The 21,178-nt window shown below is 32.3% G+C and carries 20 protein-coding genes and 1 pseudogene; 5 read left to right on the forward strand and 16 right to left on the reverse strand.

Translation table 11 applies throughout. The annotated features are described in order from the left end of the window. Positions 1 to 112 precede the first annotated feature (112 nt). The 3 genes and pseudogenes from ACNO7W_RS15765 to ACNO7W_RS15775 all read right to left on the reverse strand — a co-directional run. A pseudogene (locus tag ACNO7W_RS15765) lies at positions 113 to 1,036 on the reverse strand (M56 family metallopeptidase); the annotation flags it as partial. A gap of 72 nt (positions 1,037 to 1,108) precedes the next feature. Further along, a complete protein-coding gene (locus ACNO7W_RS15770; protein ID WP_416849824.1) occupies positions 1,109 to 1,477 on the reverse strand; it encodes a BlaI/MecI/CopY family transcriptional regulator in 369 nt (122 codons plus the stop codon). Between the two features lie 148 nt (positions 1,478 to 1,625). Continuing rightward, on the reverse strand, positions 1,626 to 2,843 hold the full coding sequence (locus tag ACNO7W_RS15775) for an MFS transporter (protein ID WP_417938845.1): 1,218 nt from the start codon (positions 2,841 to 2,843) through the stop codon (positions 1,626 to 1,628). A 96-nt stretch (positions 2,844 to 2,939) separates the two neighbouring features. On the opposite strand from ACNO7W_RS15775, the gene ACNO7W_RS15780 reads away from it, so the two are divergent. The 5 genes from ACNO7W_RS15780 to ACNO7W_RS15800 all read left to right on the forward strand — a co-directional run bounded on the left by ACNO7W_RS15780 (position 2,940) and on the right by ACNO7W_RS15800 (position 6,920). After that, positions 2,940 to 3,542, forward strand: a complete 603-nt coding sequence (locus tag ACNO7W_RS15780; protein WP_417938846.1) for a DUF1684 domain-containing protein — start codon at positions 2,940 to 2,942, stop codon at positions 3,540 to 3,542. Next, the gene (locus tag ACNO7W_RS15785) at positions 3,542 to 4,207 is read left to right on the forward strand and encodes a TatD family hydrolase (RefSeq protein ID WP_417938847.1); all 666 of its coding nucleotides are present in this window, start codon (positions 3,542 to 3,544) and stop codon (positions 4,205 to 4,207) included. Before ACNO7W_RS15780 ends, ACNO7W_RS15785 begins: the two co-directional genes overlap by 1 nt. A 66-nt stretch (positions 4,208 to 4,273) precedes the next feature. Beyond that, positions 4,274 to 4,987 (forward strand): ThiF family adenylyltransferase, encoded by a 714-nt coding sequence (locus ACNO7W_RS15790; protein ID WP_417938848.1) that lies wholly within the window; start codon positions 4,274 to 4,276, stop codon positions 4,985 to 4,987. A 361-nt stretch (positions 4,988 to 5,348) separates the two neighbouring features. Then, complete coding sequence (locus ACNO7W_RS15795) at positions 5,349 to 6,023, forward strand: HAD family hydrolase (protein WP_143388209.1); 675 nt, start codon at positions 5,349 to 5,351, stop codon at positions 6,021 to 6,023. A 51-nt stretch (positions 6,024 to 6,074) separates the two neighbouring features. Next, a complete protein-coding gene (locus ACNO7W_RS15800; protein ID WP_143388208.1) occupies positions 6,075 to 6,920 on the forward strand; it encodes a DUF2911 domain-containing protein in 846 nt (281 codons plus the stop codon). A 79-nt stretch (positions 6,921 to 6,999) separates the two neighbouring features. On the opposite strand, the gene ACNO7W_RS15805 is transcribed toward ACNO7W_RS15800, so the two are convergent. The 13 genes from ACNO7W_RS15805 to ACNO7W_RS15865 all read right to left on the reverse strand — a co-directional run bounded on the left by ACNO7W_RS15805 (position 7,000) and on the right by ACNO7W_RS15865 (position 21,008). Further along, positions 7,000 to 8,718, reverse strand: coding sequence for a sodium:solute symporter (locus tag ACNO7W_RS15805; RefSeq protein ID WP_417938849.1), 1,719 nt, complete (start codon positions 8,716 to 8,718; stop codon positions 7,000 to 7,002). A gap of 122 nt (positions 8,719 to 8,840) precedes the next feature. Continuing rightward, a complete protein-coding gene (locus tag ACNO7W_RS15810; protein ID WP_417938850.1) occupies positions 8,841 to 11,372 on the reverse strand; it encodes a PIG-L family deacetylase in 2,532 nt (843 codons plus the stop codon). 154 nt (positions 11,373 to 11,526) lie between these two features. Next, the gene (locus ACNO7W_RS15815; RefSeq protein ID WP_417938851.1) at positions 11,527 to 12,075 is read right to left on the reverse strand and encodes a hypothetical protein; all 549 of its coding nucleotides are present in this window, start codon (positions 12,073 to 12,075) and stop codon (positions 11,527 to 11,529) included. Positions 12,076 to 12,427: 352 nt separating this feature from the next. Further along, positions 12,428 to 12,745, reverse strand: coding sequence for a hypothetical protein (locus tag ACNO7W_RS15820; RefSeq protein WP_143388204.1), 318 nt, complete (start codon positions 12,743 to 12,745; stop codon positions 12,428 to 12,430). 293 nt (positions 12,746 to 13,038) lie between these two features. Next, positions 13,039 to 13,527, reverse strand: a complete 489-nt coding sequence (locus tag ACNO7W_RS15825) for a hypothetical protein (RefSeq protein WP_417938852.1) — start codon at positions 13,525 to 13,527, stop codon at positions 13,039 to 13,041. Between the two features lie 170 nt (positions 13,528 to 13,697). Beyond that, positions 13,698 to 14,015, reverse strand: coding sequence for a hypothetical protein (locus ACNO7W_RS15830; protein ID WP_143388202.1), 318 nt, complete (start codon positions 14,013 to 14,015; stop codon positions 13,698 to 13,700). 169 nt (positions 14,016 to 14,184) lie between these two features. After that, complete coding sequence (locus ACNO7W_RS15835) at positions 14,185 to 16,005, reverse strand: hypothetical protein (protein ID WP_417938853.1); 1,821 nt, start codon at positions 16,003 to 16,005, stop codon at positions 14,185 to 14,187. A gap of 43 nt (positions 16,006 to 16,048) precedes the next feature. Beyond that, the gene (locus ACNO7W_RS15840) at positions 16,049 to 17,248 is read right to left on the reverse strand and encodes an AI-2E family transporter (RefSeq protein ID WP_314897030.1); all 1,200 of its coding nucleotides are present in this window, start codon (positions 17,246 to 17,248) and stop codon (positions 16,049 to 16,051) included. A gap of 175 nt (positions 17,249 to 17,423) precedes the next feature. Next, on the reverse strand, positions 17,424 to 17,954 hold the full coding sequence (locus ACNO7W_RS15845) for a mechanosensitive ion channel domain-containing protein (protein WP_143388199.1): 531 nt from the start codon (positions 17,952 to 17,954) through the stop codon (positions 17,424 to 17,426). Positions 17,955 to 17,967: 13 nt separating this feature from the next. Beyond that, on the reverse strand, positions 17,968 to 18,552 hold the full coding sequence (locus ACNO7W_RS15850; protein ID WP_143388198.1) for a Maf-like protein: 585 nt from the start codon (positions 18,550 to 18,552) through the stop codon (positions 17,968 to 17,970). 91 nt (positions 18,553 to 18,643) lie between these two features. Continuing rightward, positions 18,644 to 19,555 carry a geranylgeranylglycerol-phosphate geranylgeranyltransferase gene (locus tag ACNO7W_RS15855; RefSeq protein ID WP_143388197.1) on the reverse strand — a complete coding sequence of 304 codons (912 nt, stop codon included), beginning with the start codon at positions 19,553 to 19,555 and terminating at the stop codon, positions 18,644 to 18,646. Between the two features lie 168 nt (positions 19,556 to 19,723). Next, positions 19,724 to 20,251 (reverse strand): KdsC family phosphatase, encoded by a 528-nt coding sequence (locus tag ACNO7W_RS15860; RefSeq protein ID WP_417938854.1) that lies wholly within the window; start codon positions 20,249 to 20,251, stop codon positions 19,724 to 19,726. Next, on the reverse strand, positions 20,235 to 21,008 hold the full coding sequence (locus tag ACNO7W_RS15865) for a Rossmann-like and DUF2520 domain-containing protein (RefSeq protein ID WP_143388195.1): 774 nt from the start codon (positions 21,006 to 21,008) through the stop codon (positions 20,235 to 20,237). The genes ACNO7W_RS15860 and ACNO7W_RS15865 overlap by 17 nt, the downstream gene beginning before the upstream one ends. Positions 21,009 to 21,178: the final 170 nt, after the last annotated feature.

Consider the following 21,178-nt stretch of genomic DNA (forward strand, 5'->3'; position numbering starts at 1 on the left):
ATCATAGAAATCCGAATGAAAATAATAATGATAACTTCATAATTGAAGACTAGCAAGCGTGCAGACTTTAAGTCTGACAACCAAATCTATGGACTTTCAGTCCATAGTGGTTTAGTTTATAAACATCGATTGCACTTTGGTCTGCTTTTGCAAGTTCAATTGCAGCTTTCTCTTGTGCAACTACTTTAATTTGGAATAAGAATACAAACGCGACTAATGCAGGAAGCACTAAAGCATACTTCCAGGAATTCCTTTTTTTTGATTGATTTTTGTTTAACATAACGATTCGTTTTTTGATTAATGATTGATAAAAATGATTGGTGATGGCAACACAATTTTTGTGTGTTGTTATTTTTAAAAGCGTGATTTGATAGGCTTTTTTGTCGGATATTTTCTTTGAGGCTTCGTTATCTGCAATGAATTCAAGGTTTTGTAAAATTGCTTTTTTATACCACCAAATGAATGGATTGAACCAAAATACAATACAAAACAATCTCGAAATCAATACATCAACGGTATGATTTTGTTCGCTGTGTACTTTTTCATGTTCCAAAATATTTTCTAATTCGGAAGGAGTGTATAAAGCCGAATTGTAAACGATGGTATTGAAATAGCAAAATGGGGCTACATTTTCTTTGACATCTATAAATTTAAAATCGGCTTGTTGCTGAATGGATTTTCCTTTTAGAACAACATTCAAACTATAAAAATCAAAGGCAAATTTGGCCAGTAAAAGCAGCACTCCAAGCCCGTAAGCAAGTGCCGTAAGCATTGGTAAATAATCTTCGAATGTTTTTTCCTCTGTATAATTCGTAACAGGAATAGAAGGCCAATTAATAGGAGTTGTAGTTGGTTCTACCCAAATTATTTTTGTGATAAAAACAAATGGTAAAACGACGGAAGCAATTAATCCAGCCAATAAAAACCAACGATTACTTGTAAAAAAGGTTTCTTTTCGAAGCATGAAATAATAGGCTAAATAAAACATTCCAATGAGTCCACTTGATTTAATAAGATAAATGAATACTGTTTCCATAGTTCTATTTTTTATTTTATTTCAGAGTTATTATTTTCAAGGTTGTCATGAACACTAATTTTTTAAGGAGAATTATTTCTCTTCTTCCTGATTTTCAATCATGGTCAGAATCTCCCGTAATTCGGCAGCAGAAATTTTCTCTTCTTTGGCAAAAAAGGAGACCATGTTTTTATACGAACTATTAAAGTAATTGTCGATTGCCGTATTCATAAAACGCTTTCTGTACTCTTCTAAACTAACGATAGGGTAGTATTGATGCGTATTTCCAAAGGCATTGTGAGAAACAAACCCTTTTTCTTCCAGATTGCGCACAATAGTGGAAAGGGTATTGTAATGAGGTTGCTCTTCGGTAATTTCTGCCATGACTTCTTTTACAAAAGCTTTTTTAAGCTTCCATAAAATGTGCATGATTTCTTCTTCTTTATTGGTTAACTTTTGCATGATTTTTTTATTTGAATCAAATGTACAACTGTATTTTTAGTTGTACAACTATAAATATAGTTATTTAACTAAAAATTAAGTTTAAAAGTAAAAAAAGGTATTCACATTAGAAGAAAAAAACGGAAATGGGAGTGATAAGTCGGGTTAACTATTTGTTTTCTAATTGAAGTAATTTTTGCAACCAAATGCAACCTCCCACGGAAAGAACTCCTAAGCTGCCCATGAAAAACCAGTTGGTCTGGTAACCAAAATGCCCGATGAGTTCCAGTCCAGTCTTGGAACTCGCAATATGAGCTAAACTAAAACTCATGGTAAACAAAGCCATGTAACGTCCTTCATGCCCTTTTGGAGCTCTGCTTAATGCAAAAGAATTGGAGAAAGGAAAGATGAACATTTCCCCAAAAGTGATTATGATGATGCTGATTACTAATATTCCCGCCCAAGTGTTTATCAAAAGGAGATAAAAACTTATGGACATGAGTACGCAACCCCAAAGGATAATTTTGAGTTTTTCAATGCCTTTTCTTTGGCTGAAACTGACAATGGGCATTTCCAAAAAGAAAATTAATAATCCGTTCAGGGATAATAAAAGTCCGCTTTGAAATTCGGTAAGCCCAAATTTCTCATTGTGATACAAGGGTAAAGTGGTGAAAAGTTGAAAGAAAAGCATCGCAGTTATAAAACAAATAAACAGAAAAATCCAAAATATTTTGTCTTTAAAAACAGAAGCAGGTATTTCGGTTTCACTATTTACTGCATCCAAATCAGCGGGTTTTTTACGTTCTTTTACTAATAATGTAAAAATTAAAATTGAAACGATGCAAGAACTCCCATCTATCCAAAAAAGCCCACCGTAACCTAAATTCATGATAATTAAACCTCCCAAAGCCGGTCCGGCAGTAAAGCCCAAATTAACCGCGAGTCGAACTAAAGTTAATGCTCTGGTGCGATTTTCAGGTTTGGCGTAGGTGCCAAGGGAAACAAACATTGCTGGACGAAACATATCGGCAACTGTCATTATGAAAAACATTCCAAAACACAATCCCCAAAAAGTCCTTATATATTGTACAAAAAACAGTAAGATCCCACTGGTAAATAAACTGAAAACCATGATTTTATAAAACCCAATTTTATCAGATAATTTGCCACCAAGCCAGGAACCCAACATGGATCCAAAACCAAAAGCGACCATAATCCATCCTACTTGTGCATAGGAAAACTGTAAATCTTCTTTCAAATATTTAGATAAAAAGGGCAAAACCATCGTCCCGGCACGATTGATAAAAGTTATCAAGGTGAGAATCCATACTTCTCTTGTGAATCCTTTAAAATTATTAAGGTAGCGTTGGAAAGCGGTTTGGATCATCTATAAAGTTCTAATTTTGTAAAGGTAGAAAACTTTGTAGCGATACGTCTTTGTAGCATTGTAACTTTTAAACTATTTTTGCTTAAAATTATAAAAATGAGAACGCTATTCGCTTTGTTTTTTTTAGTGCAGTTTAATTTTGGCTTTGGCCAAGAAAAATTTAATGTTTCGGCTGTTGCCAAATTTCAAAAGGATTTAAACACAGAATATGCTGATGCTAAAACAAGTCCTTTATTAGCAGAAGATTTGGCGGAATTCAAAACATTGGATTTTTATCCCATTAATGAGAAGTTTTTTGTGACAGCCAAATTTGTCAGAACAAAAAAAGAAAAACCATTTGAGATGAAAACGTCTACGGACAGAAAACCGTTGTATGTAAAATACGGAGAAGTTTTTTTTACGATTGATGGAAAAGAGCTGAAATTGAATGTGTATAAGAATATTGAACTTTCGAAAAAAGTATCCTATAAGGACTATTTGTTTTTACCATTTTCTGATTTGACTTCGGGGAATGAAAGTTATATAGGCGGAAAATATATTGATTTGAGAATACCAAAAGGCGACACAATTGTTATCGATTTCAATACTTCTTATAATCCGTATTGTGCTTATAATCATAAATATTCCTGTCCAAAAGTGCCTTTGGAAAACGATTTGAATATCGAAATAAAAGCAGGAGTTAAAAAATTTCACGACTAATGCAGTTCTTTAATTTACATACCCATAAATTTACAAATCAACCTGATTTGTTGGAGTTAGTCAATCAGTATTCATGGGAATTTGATGCTACGATTCCATTTTATTCCATAGGAATTCATCCTTGGTTTATTGTTGAAGAGCGTCTTGAATCTGATTTTGCGATAATCGAGCGCCAATTGCAAGAATCAGGTTGTCTTGCTGTGGGCGAATGTGGACTGGACAAACGAATAGTAATTCCGATGGAATTGCAACAGCTAGTATTCGAAAAGCAATTGTTTTTGGCACAGAAATATCAAAAACCAGTCGTGATTCATTGTGTAGCTGCTTTTCAGGAATTGATTGAAATTACAAAAAAATTAAATATTACGGTTCCAATACTAATTCATGGGTTTTCCAAAAGTGAACAGTTAGCGAAACAGTTATTGGATAATGGATTTTATATTTCGTTTGGAAAATATTTATTACAATCCCGAAGTTTCGGGACAGAGCTGGAAACAGTTTTTAAAAGCATGCCGGATGATCGATTTTTCTTGGAAACGGATACTGCAGAAGAAAGTTTGGCAACCGTTTATGCTTTGGCAGCAAAATACAAAGGAATTTCGGTTGAAGAAATTCAGAAACAAGTGAATAGTAATTTTGCAAATGTTTTTAAAATTAAATTTTAAACATAAAAACAGATTTTGAATGTTGAAGTTATAGCGCTTTAAACATTAAACTTTAAACAAAAAAAAATGGCAGAGTGGACAGAAAGAGCCGAACTTTTATTTAAAAAAGAAGGTTTAAATAAATTGAAAAATGCAAATGTACTAGTCGTAGGACTTGGTGGTGTGGGGTCTTTTGCAGCCGAATTTTTGGCGAGAGCAGGAGTGGGGAAAATGACAATTGTAGATGGAGACGTGGTTGATATTACGAATATAAACCGACAATTACCTGCTTTGCATTCTTCTGTGGGGCAACCAAAAGTTACTGTTGTAGGTGACCGATTAATGGATATTAATCCAGAATTGAAATTGACACGCGTACAGGAGTTTCTTTCGCCAGAGCGTGCTTTTGGGATAGTTTCGGAGGAATTTGACTATGTTTTGGATTGTATTGACAGCGTGACTCCAAAATTGAATTTGATTATCGCAGCCAAAAGAAAAAGAGTGAAAATCATAAGCAGCATGGGTGCTGGCGGAAAGATGGAAGCTTCTAAAGTAAAGGTGACGGATATTACCAATACGGTCAATTGTTTTTTTGCAAAAACAATCAGAAGAAGATTAAAAGAAGTGAAAATTGACAAATTGAAAGTGGTATTTTCTTCTGAAATTCAAGATGAAAGCAGTTTAAAAATGACCGATGGTTCCAATTTCAAAAAATCATTTTACGGAACTAATAGCTATATGCCGGGATTATTTGGTTTATATGCTGCGGAAACCGTGATTCGATATTTACTTAAGAAATAGTGTTCAGTTTTTAGTTGTCATCTCGAGCCTAATGTCATTAAGGTTAAGGATTCGTCAGTTCGAGTTGAGTAATAATTTGCGATAGAAAATTTTTACGAAGTATCGAGAACCCTTACGTTTTGAAGACTTCTCGATACAATTTTAAACATTAAAGCTATCGCATTAATGTTCAAAATCACTCGAAGTGACGGTTGAAAGTGCTTACTTAATAACCTGAGTTCGATCTATAATTAGCCGATACTAATTACTGTATGATTACATCTAAAATAATAATCGAACTCAGTTGAAAGGTTTTTTTAAATCTCAGTCTCAGTCCCAGAAATTAATACTTATAAACTAAAGAATCTAATAATCTAAAAAAATGATACAAACAGTAATTTTCGACATGGATGGTGTAATTGTCGACACAGAACCAGTACACCGTTATGCCTATTTCAAACAATTTGATGAATTGAATATTGCTGTTACTGAGGAAATGTATACTTCATTTACAGGAAATTCTACTCGAAATATATTCCAGAAATTGAAAGGAATATTTGACCTTGAACAAGATGTGGAGGATTTAATTCTACGAAAAAGATCTATTTTCAATGATGCTTTTGATAGCAAAGAAGATTTGGAATTATTAGAAGGTGTTGAAAAATTAATAAAAGAATTACACGAAAACGGAATCCAATTGATTTTGGCTTCCTCAGCTTCAAAAGTTACTATTGAGCGTGTTTTTCGTCGCTTTAAGCTGCATGAATATTTCACTCATGTTGTGAGTGGCGAAGATTTTCCTAAATCAAAACCACATCCTGCCATTTTTGAGCATGCTGCTTCATTATCGGTTGCTCCAAAAGAAAACTGTATTGTAATTGAAGACAGTACTAACGGAATTAGAGCTTCAAAAGCTGCCGGGATTTTTTGCGTGGGTTATAATAGTATTCATTCAAAAGACCAAGATTTATCGGAAGCAGACGTAGTAATCAATCATTTCAATGAATTAGGTTTTAATGAAGTGCAGCATATGGATTCTAAATTAAGGAATAATTAACATTTAGGAATAACTGAATTTGTAAATTTGGAAAAGATAAAAACTTATAATATGAAAAAAATACTCATTGCATTAGCTATCATTATTGCAAATTTTGCCATGGAGGCACAAGTAAAGACTCCTCAATCAAGTCCGAAAGCTACAATTATTCAAGCGGTTGGTTTGACAGATGTAGAAATTAATTATTCCAGACCTAGTGCCAGAGGAAGAGCTGTTTTTGGTAATTTGGTTCCTTTTGGAAAAGTATGGAGAACAGGAGCTAATGAAAACACGACAATTTCATTTAGTGATGATGTCGTTATTGATGGTAAAACCTTGAAAAAAGGAAAATACGCTTTGTATACAATTCCGAAAATTGAAAGTTGGGAAATAATATTTTATTCTACCACTGATAACTGGGGTAATCCAGAAGAATGGAAAGAAGAAAATGTAGCGCTTAGAGCTACTGTTCAACCTGAAACGCTATCAAAAAATGTAGAAACATTTACTATAGGAATAAGTGGTTTAGATAATAATTTTGCTTTTTTAGAAATATATTGGGAGAATTCTTATGCAGCTTTAAAATTTGAAGTACCTACACAGAAAAAAGCAACTGCCAACATAGAGAAAGCATTAGCTGGCCCAACTGCCGGAGATTATTTTTCTGCAGCACAATTTTTATATCAGTCGAATGGGGATAATGCCAAAGCATTGGTTTATGTAAACAAAGCTTTGGATATGAGTACGGAAAAACCGTTTTGGTATAGCAGATTAAAATCATTAATACAAGCTAAGCTTGGGGATAAAAAAGGCGCTATTGAGTCTGCTAAATTATCACTTGCAGCAGCAGAGGCTGCCAAAAACCAAGACTATGTAAAAATGAATAAAGAAAGTATAGCAGAGTGGAGTAAGAATTAATTATTCGAACTGTTTCTCACAAAAAAATCCCGTCTCGATTATCGAGACGGGATTTTTTTTGGTGTGCCTTTTCCTAAAATTAGTTAGCCTTTTGTTTTCTGAAAATCGTCCATTGCAACAGCAACGAAATTACAATGGTTAACAAAGCTCCAATGAAATTGAGCCATAAATAACCCAGTTTTTCTTCTCCGCTTGGGTAAATATAAATGGCAAAATAATAGATTATAAAAATGGTTAATTGGCTTATTATTGCGCTGCTAAAAATGGCTTTGCCATGAACTTGTTTGATATAAAAACCAACCAAGAAAATTCCCAAAACAGTTCCATAGAAAATTGATCCTATGATATTTACCAATTGGATTAAATTTTCGAATAGCGTGCCAATAGAAGCAAAAAGAATAGCTATTATTCCCCATATGAGTGTGAAAAATTTCGTGGCATTGAGATAATGTTTTTCTGATTTTTCTTCTTTCAGATTACGTTTGTAAATATCAATTGCTGTTGTAGAAGCCAAAGCATTCAGTCCTGAAGCAGTAGACGACATAGCCGCAGAAATAATTACAGCAAGTAATAAACCAATGAGTCCTTTGGGTAAATAATTCAGGATAAAATGAAAAAAAACATAATCTTTATCGTTCGTTTCGCTGTTACTATCGGCTTTTAGGATAATTTCTTTAGCTCGATCTCTCAAATCTTTTTCTTTGTTGGATAATGCAATTAATTCTTTTCGAAGAATTGGATTATCATAATCCTGATTGAGCTGATCGATGTACAATAGATTAATCACTTTTTTATCTTCGGATAAAGCATCCAGTTTTTTTTCTAAAACATGATATTCTTCTTTGAATTGTGATTTCTCAATGGCTATTTTATTGTTGGGATTAAAATTTAAAGGAACTGGATTGAATTGGAAAAAAACAAAAACCATAACTCCCGTTAGCAAAATGAAAAATTGCATTGGCACTTTTAAAAGACCATTCATTATCAATCCCATTTGGCTTTCCCGAACAGATTTTCCAGATAAATAGCGTCCTACTTGCGATTGATCCGTACCAAAATAAGCCAGCGCCAGGAAAAAACCTCCCGTGATTCCACTCCAAAAAGTGTATTTTTCCTCTGGATCAGTTGAAAAATTAACAATATTCATTTTATCATTTGCCCCGGCAATATGCAAAGCATTAGTAAAAGTCATATCATTTGGTAAATAATGTAATAGGAGAAAAAACGTGATTAACATTCCTGACATGATTACAAACATTTGTTGTTTTTGAGTCACGTTTACTGCTTTTGTTCCACCGGAAAACGTATAAATAATTACCAAAACACCTATTATAATATTCATAATGGTGAGGTTCCAACCCAATATTGCTGACAAAATAATAGCCGGAGCATAAATGGTAAGACCTGTTCCTAAACCTCTTTGAAACAGGAAAAGTATGGCAGCAAGTGAACGTGTCTGTAAATCAAACCTTTTTTCGAGGTATTCATAAGCAGTGTATACTTTGTATCTGTGGTATAAAGGGATAAAAGTTACACAAATTACCACCATGGCAATGGGTAATCCAAAGTAGAACTGTACAAACCCCATTCCGTCATGATACGCTTGTCCGGGAGTAGAAAGAAAAGTAATGGCACTGGCTTGTGTGGCCATTACCGAAAGTCCAACCACATACCAAGGCGTTTCGTTACCACCAAGAATAAAATCTTCTACATTTTTACTTCCTCGGGTTTTCCAGGCTCCATAAATTACAATAAATAGTAAAGTGACTATAAGTATGACCCAATCGAATAGTTGCATAATTTAAGAGTATAATTCCATTATTAGATAAAAAATCAAAATATAAATGGCATTGGCTACAAGGACCCAAGTGTAGTTTTTCTTCCAGGTTTTTATTTTTTTTGTTTCCATTTTTGATTTTTTTAAGGCTTAATTTTTTGGGCGGGAATCTTTACAGCTGATTTTAGCGAAATCATATTTGATAATAATCTAAAAGCTCCAGGAACACCTTCAGGTAATTCTCTAAAAAAACTTAAACCGGTATAAATATAATACCCTTTTCCGTAAGGAGCGACTAATAAAGCCCCGTCCTTTGGTGTTTCCCCTTTATCATTTGATGATAAAATAGGAGTGAAGGCTTTATCAAACTCTTTAGGATAATACAATCCTTGTTCCTGTTTCCAACCTTCAAAATCTTTTGAAGTGATTTTATTTGGTAAATTCATAACGGGATGATTAGGCGCTAAAAATCGAACTTCAGCATTTTCTTCAGTAACTCTGTCACGTGAAATTTTGAGTGGAAACGGAGCAATATTTGCCGGAACAATGTCATCGGGTGTATTGTATTGTACCAACATTGTTTTTCCTTCTTTTATAAATTCCAAAAGAATACTTTGTTTGTTGGCCAATGCTTGTACGGTATTATAAGCTCGTACTCCAGTGATAACCACATCAAGATTGGCTAGTTTTTCGGGAGTTATTTCTTCTGCTTTTAGGAGAGTAACTTTATAACCCATTTGTGTCAAGCTTTCAGGAACCTCATCTCCAGCTCCCATAATGTAGCCAATTTTTTCCCCGTTGGTTTTTAAATCCAGCTTGATAAATTTGGCTTCGGCCGGCTTCAATACCTGTTGTTTTGTAATATGATTGTAATCGATGATGATTTGGTCTTTATCATATTGAATATTGTCAATGGCGGCAATGCTTTTGGCTACAGCTTCATCGGGTTGATTTGGTGGAGTTACCTCAAAATAAACGATTTGTTCTGTTCCCTTTTTTTCTAAATTAAATGGAATCAATTTTGGGGAAACCATCCAATTATTAGGTAATTCCAGTTTCAATTCCCCTTTCACGGCATCTTTTCCAGCTTTAATTTTTACCGCTACTGTTTTACTTTTACTATCCTTAAAAAGTGAGACTTTATCAAGAATACTAGTCGTTATCTCTGGAACAATATCTAAATAATTATACATTTCTCCTTTTACGCCATCATTGTATTTATAGACAACGGTTCGTTCAAAAGGAATGTCAATTCCATTGATTTGGATGTTAAAAACTACTTTTACATCCCTACTACTATCAGGAATTCCAATATTTTTTTGATCATCTACCGTGTATATTCCTTCATTGCCTTTTTCTTTTAACCAATACGGTTGTGTATATTCTATGGTTTTAGGCAATTGTAAATCAAGGTTTATGTTTTTTAAAATATTAGCATTTAAAGCTGTATTTTGAGGAGTGCTTTTTTGTTCCGGCAAAGTGGTGACACTCATTAATTGCATTGGAATAAGACTTCTATTTATGGCTTCTAGCTTTAGTTTAATAATGCTGCCCGGAGTTGCTTCCTGATTTTGGGCAACTGCTTCAAGATACAATCCGGAACAAGCAGCAATAATTTCTTTTATCGCAGACGATTTTAATGTAGTCCAATGTTTCTCTTCCGATGCTTGCATCATGGTATAGGCTTTCGCCAAATTTGGAATACTGGCCGAAGGATTTGTATAATCAAACTGAGAAGCGATGGTTGTCAATAATTCTCCGATAGGTTTTCCGCCTTTTACTCGGTTCCAACTCGTGTCGACTCCTTCAAAAATTGAAGATTTATTTTTTAATGGTTCGCCATTTATAAATTCTAAATATTCGGTTTCCTCACCACGACTTCCGGTACTTCCAAAACCCTGCGACTGATGACGACTGCGGCTTAAAGCGGCAATTTCCTGATTTGATTTTCCAATTGATGGAAAATAAGCGCCTATTTGCATCTCCATCAAATTTGATTTGTCAGCGGCATCAAATTTTTCTTTGCTGCCATAAAACCACCATGAAGTATTAAAAAACTGGCGTTTGGGTTGCCAAGGCTGAACTGATTTTAATTGTTCCGAAAAAATGGTTGGATTATTGGTTAAATCAAAACTTTCTACGCTCAGCATTGCCGATGCTGTATGATGACCGTGCGTAGTTCCCGGAGAACGATGGTCAAACCGATTGATGATTACATCAGGCTGAAATTTTCTAATGGCCCAAACAATATCGGAGAGTACTTTTTGTTTGTCCCAAATTTCTAATGTTTCAGTTGGATTTTTAGAAAAACCAAAGTCATTGGCACGGGAAAAAAATTGTTCACCACCATCTATTTTCCTGGCTTCTATAAGTTCTTGAGTACGAATTACACCTAATAATTCACGCAATTGCGGACCTATTAAATTTTGTCCGCCGTCACCGCGCGTCAAAGATAAGTAGCCGGTTCTTGCTTTAGTCTCATTTGATAAATAAGAAATTAAGCGGGTGTTTTCATCATCAGGATGAGCGGCTATATAAAGAACTGAGCCTAAAAAATTAAGCTTTTGAATTTGATTATAAATTTCAACAGAATTTAGTTTTTGAGGTTGTTGAGCAATTGTTATTTGAAAACAAAAAAGAAATACGGTAATAGCTTGTAGGTGTTTTTTTTGCATTTTTTAAAATTTAATTTGCAATAGCTTCAAATGTAGGAATTAAATAATTTTTTCTGAAATGTTTTTGGTTTTCTTTAAAATAAAAATTTCATTTTAAAAAAAAAAGAGAGAACCAATTTTGGCTCTCTCTTTTGTAATGATTATTTTATAGTAATTAGTCTCTGTCGTTTCCATGACCATTTCCATGTCCATTATTTCCATGATCACGCCCTTTATTTTCTCTACGGTTATCATATTGTCTATGATTATCATATTGTCTACGGTTATCATATTGTCTATGATTATCATATTGTCTATGATTATCATATTGTCTATGATTATTATTATAACCTATCGTTCTTTGTTCTCTACCATGATATCCTCTGTAATATTTTACTTTATGATGATTAAAGTTATTATAAGGTCTTGAACCATGATAATCGTTTAATACTACTTTGTATCCGCTGTACAAGTCATAATTTCTATATTGTCTAGGCAAATATCTAGATCGTACCCATCTTCCTCCACCAAAATAAATAAATTGTGTTGCTCTTACATCATAATAAGCTTCAACATCTGGCAAATAATAATATTCTGCTTCTGCATATCCTACAGGACCCCAAGATGGAGCTGAACCTATATTTAAACTTACTGAAACTTGTGCGTGTATTGCACTAGATGCAAAAAGGATAATTCCTACGGCGATTAATTTTAATGTTTTCATTTTTCAAATATTTAATTGATTTAATAATTTTATATTTACTCTTTAGGGCAATACTTTTTTTATAAAGCCAACAACTATGCCAATATAAATTAATTAACAATTAATTAAGATTTTTGCTTTCCAAAAAAAAGAGGCTGCCAACGACGAGGACACTGAAAAAGTATCTCTTTTTAGTAATTAGACATTTTAAGGCGATTAAGGAAAATTCGAGTTTTGCTTAAGTACTTCATTTTCAGGATAAAAAAAAGAGTAGAAAATCTTATTTTTCTACTCTTTTAATGAAATCTAATTCTTTAAGGACTTTTTCAGTGCCCTCCCAGCGAGCTTCTCTTTTTTTTATTTTAAAATTTTATTACACTAAAAGAATCAACAAAAGGATAACAATGATAATAGCACCAACAGATAAATAAATACCGTGTCCGGTAGATTTTAACTCAGCGTTAATAGCGCGTACTTCTTTACGAAGTGCTTTTTTCTCTGAGGATTTCATAGATGATTTGTCCATTGCTTTAATTTCATCTAAACGGGAAAGCAATTTTTTAACATTTTCAGGAACTTCTTTAGTATTACTTGTTACTGTAATTGGATTTTTTTCAGCAGCAATGATTGTGGTTGGAATAACAGTTAATGATAATACCATCATCATTAAATAAAAGGTGATTTTTTTCATCTTGTTGTGGTTTTTTTAGTTTAACATTATTGTTACCGTAAATATAAGAATAATAAGAATAAATTTTTGTGATTTTTTTTTATTTTTTTTTATAGATACTTAGTAAACAGAATGTTATTGTATATGGAGAAATAGTTGAAATTCTAATATTTGTATTTCAAGGAATTGAATAATAATCTGAGGAAAGTTAGAATAAACGAAACCACTTACAAATCATTTTATCAGAGTTTTGTATTAAAAAAGAGAGAGTCCCAATTTTGGGACTCTCTCTTTTTTAATTAGAGGAATAAGTATTAATGCTTTCCATTTCCATGGCCATTATTTCCTTTTCCATTATTACCGTTACCTTTTCCATTACCACTATTACCATTATTTTTATATGCTTTATGGTTATTACTACGATTTGAACCTATAGATTTTTGTGGTTTTCCATGGTAACCTTTGTAATATTTTACTTTATGATTTTTAAAGTTACTATAAGGTCTTGAACCATGATAATCGGTTAGTACTACTTTATATCCATTATATAAATTATAATTTCTATACTGTGTAGGTAAATATCTAGATCGTATCCATCTTCCTCCGCCAAAATAAATAAATTGTGTAGCCCTAATATCATAGTAGGCTTCAATATCTGGTAAATAATAATAGTCTACGTTAGAGTATCCTACAGGCCCCCATGATGGTGGTGTACCTATGTTTACATTTACAGAAACTTGAGCTTGTATTGCACTTGATACTAAAAGAATTATACCAACGGCGATTAATTTTAATGTTTTCATTTTTCAAATATTTAATTAATAATTATTTAATATTAACTCTTTATGTCAATATTTTTATATATAGCCAATAATTGTGCCAATTTGAATAATTAACATTTAATTGGGCTCATAGTTTTCATGAAAAAAGAGAAGTATTCCAGCCTCTCTTTAAATTTTATTTTCGAAACTGATTACAATAAAAGGATCAATAGAAGGATAACAATGATAATTGCACCAACAGATAAATAAACACCATTTCCAGTTGATGCTAGCTCAGATTTAATAGCACGAACTTCTTTACGAAGCGCTTTTTTCTCAGAAGATTTCATTGAAGATTTGTCCATCGCTTTTATTTCATCTAAACGAGAAAGTAAAACTTTAACTTCTGCAGGTACTTCTTTAGGATTGTTTGATACTGTAGTTGGATTTTTTTCAGCAGCACTAATTGTGGTTGGAATTACACTTAATGACAATACCATTATCATTAAATAAGCGGTAACTTTTTTCATCTTGTTTTTTAGTATTAGTTAATAATATTTTTATTAGAGTAAAGATAAAGCATTATTGTATTTAGTAACTTATACAATTATAGCTCAGAATTATATAATTCACACCTTATATAAAACAGATTGAATTTATTATAATCCGTTTTAAACTAGATGTTTAAATTTATTTTTTTTATTTAAAAATAACCGTCCGTGGCTTCGCCAATTCAAAATCCTGAAAGCCAAAATCCGTGGTTTCAAAAGAATTGGTTTTGAAAACATTTTCGCCATCACGGGGAATTGAAGGGTAATAGGAAAGAGATATTTGAAAAGAACTAAATACCAAATAATCATTATTTATAATAAATCCGACACCAATTTTAGAATATGCTTTATTTTCACCCAATTTTTTTTCGGTATTTCCCAGCATAGCGATTGAATAGTTAAAATAGGGATTCAATCTAAATCCCCAAAGATTCCATGGTGCATAGGCCTGAGTTTGTAGTGTCAACACCGCTTTTTGGATACCGTGTTCTGCACTATTAAAACCAGAGATTCCATAATTTTCATTAATTGTCAGCCGATCTCCAATAGAATTTAAACGGTTTATACCCAAAAGGAATTGTGGCTTAATAAATTGTCTTAATTTCCATTTTCCAATATCAATTAAATTAGTAAAATAATTTGCCTGAAAAGAAAAAGCGGTCTGGTTTGTAATCGATTTATCAAAAAAGGAACCTAATTCAAAATTGGCGCTTAAAAATCCCCATTTATAAAAATTTCCAAATGCAGTTCTACCACCCAAATAATAACGATCACTGTTATTTTTATGTTGATAACCTCCCGTAATTCCATAAATTTTCCCAATGGGTACATCCTCTATAATTCCATTTTTAAAAATATATTTGTCTTCAATAAATTTTCTTGAAGTAACACCAATCCCGAAAAGTAAAAATTTTTCATCAGAATAGAAATCAATTGGATCATATACGGCAGTAGGACTTTCAATGTATTTTATATTTAAAAACCTACCGGATAAAATTAGATTTGTAGTTCTGTCTCCCTCAGTATTTCCTTTAAATAATCGAAAAGCTTGGCCTACCCATAAATCTTGTGAATTGTATTTAAAATTTTGTTTGGCATATATCAAATTGGTATCCTGAAGCGTATCTTTTCTAAATTGTTGATCGACGTAAATTCCGCCCGCCCATTTAGCAAAAGGGGAATAAAAAGGACGGTCAATAGTTACACTTTTCCCATAATAACCGTCTAAATCAATATGATAACTTAATATTGTTTTTATGAATGTATTTTTGATGTTGGGAATACCGTAGGCGAATTTATAGGCGCTTTTCCCATCGTTGAATCTGGTTTTATATTCAGTATCAAATTCATGACCGGAACCCATAAAGTTACGCTCTTTCAATTCAATAGATGTTCTAGAGTTTGAAATAGAACCTTTTGGAATAATACTCCACGAATCAAGCACACGAATGAAAACATCTACTGAATCCGGATTGTTTTCAATTAACTGCGGTAATACATTAACCCTGCTTATATAACGCTGCGTTCTTATTAAACGTTCAGATTCTTTTACCAATAAAGAATCCAGCGGTTCATTTTTTCTTATGAGTAATAAATTCTGAATGGCCAGTCTATTGGTTTTAATGTGTATTCTATTCCCACTTCTTTCCGCCCAATTTCTTGGTTCTTTTGTAGAATCAATTTCTGAATATCCAAAAGGGTCGAGCGTAATAATATTGATGTTTCTGATAGTCCTACCTTCAAAAGCGAGGTATTTTTTTTGAACCACTTTTTTCTTTTTAACTTTTAAATTCACAGGTCTAAAAATTAACTGATGTAATACGGTAGTAAATTTCCTCTTTTTTGAATAGGTTTGAATATCTCTGTATACTTCGGAAGAATCTTTTTTTGGTTTGTCTACCTGCGAAAAAGAAATCTGACAGTAACTGAGCAGTAATAAGATTAAAATCAGTTTTTGGTTTTGGAGCATCTTAAAAAAATTAATTTTAAATAGATTTTGAGATTTTAAGCGCTTAATTTTCAGTCCGATTTACATCAGATTCTGTAGTTGTTTCCGTAAATGTGGGAACTATAATATCCGTTTTAATTATGGTTTTTTTTGACGATATATCTGAATCAAACAGTGGTAATTTAATATTATGCCAAGTATACGTTTTTGGTAAATGATCCCCCATCAAGTAACCCCAAGGTTCTAATGATTCTATTCTGTCAAAAATCACTTTTAGTATGGCAAGAATTGGAAGCGCCAAAAACATACCGGAAACTCCCGCAATTGCTCCCCCTATAATGATTCCAACAATAGATACAAATGCATTTATTTCTACTTTGGAGCTCACAATCATAGGAACTAGAATGTTATTATCAATTAACTGAACTACGACAGTAATCACAATTACACCAAGAATTATTGATAAATCAGGAGAACCCGTAAGCGAAGCAACGATGCTTAAAACTCCGGCAAATAGTATTCCGATGTAAGGAATCAGATTTAAAATTCCTGTAATAATTCCCAACAAAATAGCATATTTTACACCGATAAGCATAAATCCAAGCGTTGTCATTGTTGAAACTAAAATCATTTCAATAATTAAACCCACGATATAACTGTTGATGGCTACTCTAATATGGGTTAATATATTTTTTAACTGTTCATGGTTCTCTTTTTTGAATAATTTGGATAAAAACAGCAAAAAATGAGTTCTGTATAAAAGAATTAAAAAAGTATAAATAGGTATTAAAATCAAATTCATCAAGGTGTCAGTAAACGACATTAAAGTAGTGCCGATCATCTCTTTTCCTTTTTCCATTGAATCTTCAGTGGCAGTATCGATATATTGTTTTTGTTCTCTTGAACTTAAATGAAAATTGTCTCTGATAAATCCTTGAATATTGCGGAGATGAATGTTGATGTTTTTTTCAATTTTATCAAAATCATCTGTAAAATCACTAATCTGAAAGGATAGAAATACAAAAAGTCCAATAAAAATTAATACAAATAAAAGTACCGTTATCATTACCGCCAAAACATGTGGAAAATAAAGTTTTGATTTAAAAAACTGAACGATAGGATACAATAATATCGCAAATAAAAACGACATCATTACAGGAATCAATATGTTTTGACCAATATAAAAAATAAAGATAATAGCCATTAAACTCAATAGAACTAGAGTTAATTTAGCATAAAATGGAAATTTTAAGATGTCATTCATATCTTTTTTGTTTTTAAAATCAATTGGAATTATTTCTAAGTTTAACAAGCAAATATGATGTAATAAAAATTCTAAAGTATTATATATTTTTTATCAATAGTTGTATAATTATCACTTTTAGTTTAGTGACTTGTAAATGGAATAAATTGAAAATTAAGTCTTTATAAAGTTAAGATTAATCCACGAATTCTTTGTCATCAAAATGATTTTTCATAATTGAAATTCCTTTTTGTAAAAGTAAGTTATTAGGATAAATAATCTTTTCCCCATCATTGGTTTTTAAGTACACATGAAAAGCACCAATATCTTCAATTTCGGCTTCAATAGGAAAATCTTTGTCATGAATCTTTATTACATCACCAATTTTAAACGGAAAAGAAAAAAACAAAATAATACCGGATGTGATGTTACTCAAAATGGACCATTGGGCAAACATGGCAACACCTACAACAGTTGTAATAGAGGAAAGCGCAATAAAAATATCTTTAGTCTGAACTCCCCAAATTATTATTAAGGCAGTTACTACCAGAATATTAATAAACAAATGAATGTATTTGATCACTAAATTGGTCCGATGTTCAATACTATGACTCGATTTAGCATATCGTCTTACCAATTTTGTAGAAATAATTCGTAATAAAATCAACAAAATGAACAGAATTCCGGTTGCAATTAATTCTTTTGTATATTCGTTAAAGAAAGCCATATCCATAATTTAATTAAGCTAATTTACTTAAATATTCGTAAACTTTATCCGTAGGCATTCCCATCACATTTGCATACGAACCTTCAATTTTTGAAACACCTATAAAACCTATCCATTCTTGGATTCCATAGGCGCCCGCTTTATCATAAGGTTTGTAATTTTCTAAATAATAACGAATGGATTCGTCGCTTAATTCATTGAAAGTAACTTTAGTTATTTCGTGAAGTAGTGCTGTTTTTTCATTGGTTTTAAAACAAACGGAAGTTATCACTTCATGTGTGGTGTTTGACAATGATTTCAAGATTTCAAAGGCATCTTGTTCGTCTTTTGGCTTACCCAAAGCCTTATTATTATGCCAAACAATAGTGTCGCTTGTGATAAGGATTTCATTGGTTTGCAATTCCCCTTCAAAAGCATTGGCTTTCAATTCAGCCAGATAATTAGTGATTTCTGCAGCTTCTAATTCCGGAGGATAAACTTCTTCAATTTCTTTTAGCCTAATTTCAAAGTCCAAATCTAAATCTTTGAAGAACTGCTGACGTCTTGGAGAACCCGAAGCTAGAATCAGTTTGTATTTTTTTAATTTATTTCTAAGCATTATGTTTTATATGTAGATTTTTATTTTTTTTAAGGGCATATACAATTCGCTTTAAACCTCTTCTTTTGTTTATAACAGATTTCCGTTGTGCTCATTTCATATTTATAGTAATAACAACAATAGATATAATCCCGAAAAGAAGAATCCATTTAAGAAGTAAGCTCAATTTGTGAAAGTCATTTTTAGTTTTTGCAGTCCAAATTTTCAAAGTAAAAAAAAGAAGCGGTCCCAATACAAACAGCAATAAATATATTGTTGCAAACTGCAGTTGGAAAAGATAATTGTTTATGTAAAAAAGAATCGCCAAAACTGGAATAAAACTTAATCCAAAAACTATTTTTGAGGTTCTGTTAATTCCTATGGCAATAGGTAATGTATTCATTCCTTGATTGTAATCGCCATTTACATCCTCTAAGTCTTTTACTATTTCCCTAATAAAATTAAGGATGAAAGTAAACAGCGCATAATCTAAAAGGATTGAAAAAACAACAGCCATTTGTTGTTGATTGCCTTCAAATGTTACAGGATATAAATCAAAAACTCCAATGATAATCACACTAAAAGAAAGCAATAAAGCAACAATGCTATTCCCAATAAGCATCATTTGCTTTAGGCTTGTAGCATAAAAATAAAGTGTTGCGGCAATCAAGATAAAAATGGATGCAAAGCCAGGTTTCAGTATAACATTCGATAAATAAAAACCAATCGCCACGCCAGAAACAGTAAGTCCAATATATAGATTATAAGCCTTAGCTTCTGAAATGGTTTTGCCTACAATTACGTTGTTGGGTTTATTGATGTTATCCGTATTTTGGTCAAAAATATTATTAATAACATAACCTCCCGCTGCAAGTAATACTGTCGATAATACCAATAATCCATATTGCCAGTCATTTAATGCCAATGGAATATTCTGAAATTTAAAAAATCCGTACCTGAAAATAAGTTGCATAAAAGCAAGTATGAGCAGGTTGTGGTATCGAATGAGTTTTAGGAACTTCATATTTAGTGTTCAGTATTCAGTTTTTTAGTGTTCAGGATAGGAGGAGCTAGTATTCAGTGGTCAGTTTTTATTGTTCATATAAAATTCAGTGTTCAGAAAAAATTGAAATAAATTACTTTTTATTAATCATTGCAACTGATTACTAAAAAACTGACCACTGATTACTAATCAATCGTGTTTCCCGTCAAAATATGCCATCCATTTTCCTTGTGCTTTCATTACCTGTTCAATTACATCACGCGCAGCACCTTTCCCTCCGTTTTTATGTGAAATATATCTTGAAATGGCTTTAATTTCGGGGCTGGCATCTTGCGGACAAGCAGGTAATCCCACTAATTTCATGACGTGATAATCCGGAATATCATCGCCCATGTACAAAATATGCTCAGGATTTATTTGGTACACATCAGTATATTCATCAAAGGTTTCCACTTTGTTCGGTGTGCCTAAATGGATGTCAGTAATTCCCAGATTTCTTAATCTAACTCGAACGCCTTCGTTGCTTCCACCTGAAATGATGCAAACATTATAACCGCTTTCTACTGCAGCTTTCATGGCATAACCATCACGAATATTCATAGTTCGCAGAATTTCTCCTTCATTGGTTACAAAAACGGAGCTATCGGTAAGTACGCCATCAACATCAAAAATAAAAGTGGTGATGTCGTTCATTATTTCTTTATAACTTTTTGCCATTATGCTGTATAGATTGTGTTAGTGTTTTATAAATTTTTAAATGATCTTCATTGGATAAAAAGGCTTCATGCGCTTGAATAGTCTTGATATCATTGCGTTTTGCTGGTCCTGTTTGTGCTGCTGAAGGCGAAAGTACCATAATTTTTTGAGTGGTTTCTGAAATCAAAGGTTTTAGAATTTCAAAAGGAACCTGATGTTCCTGGCAAATTTCGTTTCCTATTTGGTACAAATGATTTACGAAATTATTGACAAAAACCGCTGCAACATGTAATGCTTTCCGTTGTTCTGAATTGATGGCAAAAATCTTATCGGAAATTGCTTTAGCCACTTTTTCCAATAATTGAAAATCGGTGGCATTTTCGCTTTCTAAACAAATTGGAATGATTTTAAAATCAACAGCTTTGTTTTTGGTAAAGGTTTGCAAAGGATAGAAAACTCCTTTTCGATTATTGTCATCCAAGGCATTCAAAGGAACGCTTCCGGAAGTATGAACCACCAAACGATTTTTGAACGGAAGTTTCGAGGAAATGGCAGCAATTGCATCATCTGAAACTGCAATAATATACAAATCAGCTTCTGTCAAAGTATCAAAATCATTTGTAATATGATCTAAATCGAGTAGGTGAGAGACACTTCCTATTTGTCTTGAAAAAACTTGAACCAATTCGATTTCTGTTCCCAGATTTTGGGAATTTTGAAATGCCGCAATCAAATGTTGTGCTACATTTCCAGAACCAATAATAATTACTTTAATCATTTGGCAAAATTAGCAAAAAAATATTAAGAGTTTTTATTCAATTTTTGAATCGATTATAAAACCTAATTAGCATAGAAATATACTTTTTACAGAAAAATAAGAAGACTTAATTTTGGATTAAATTAACAAATGTCCGAATATAGAAGTCAACATTTTTAAGTACTTTTGTG

The organism is Flavobacterium sp. ZB4R12, assembly GCF_048276375.1.
GTDB lineage: Bacteria > Bacteroidota > Bacteroidia > Flavobacteriales > Flavobacteriaceae > Flavobacterium > Flavobacterium gawalongense.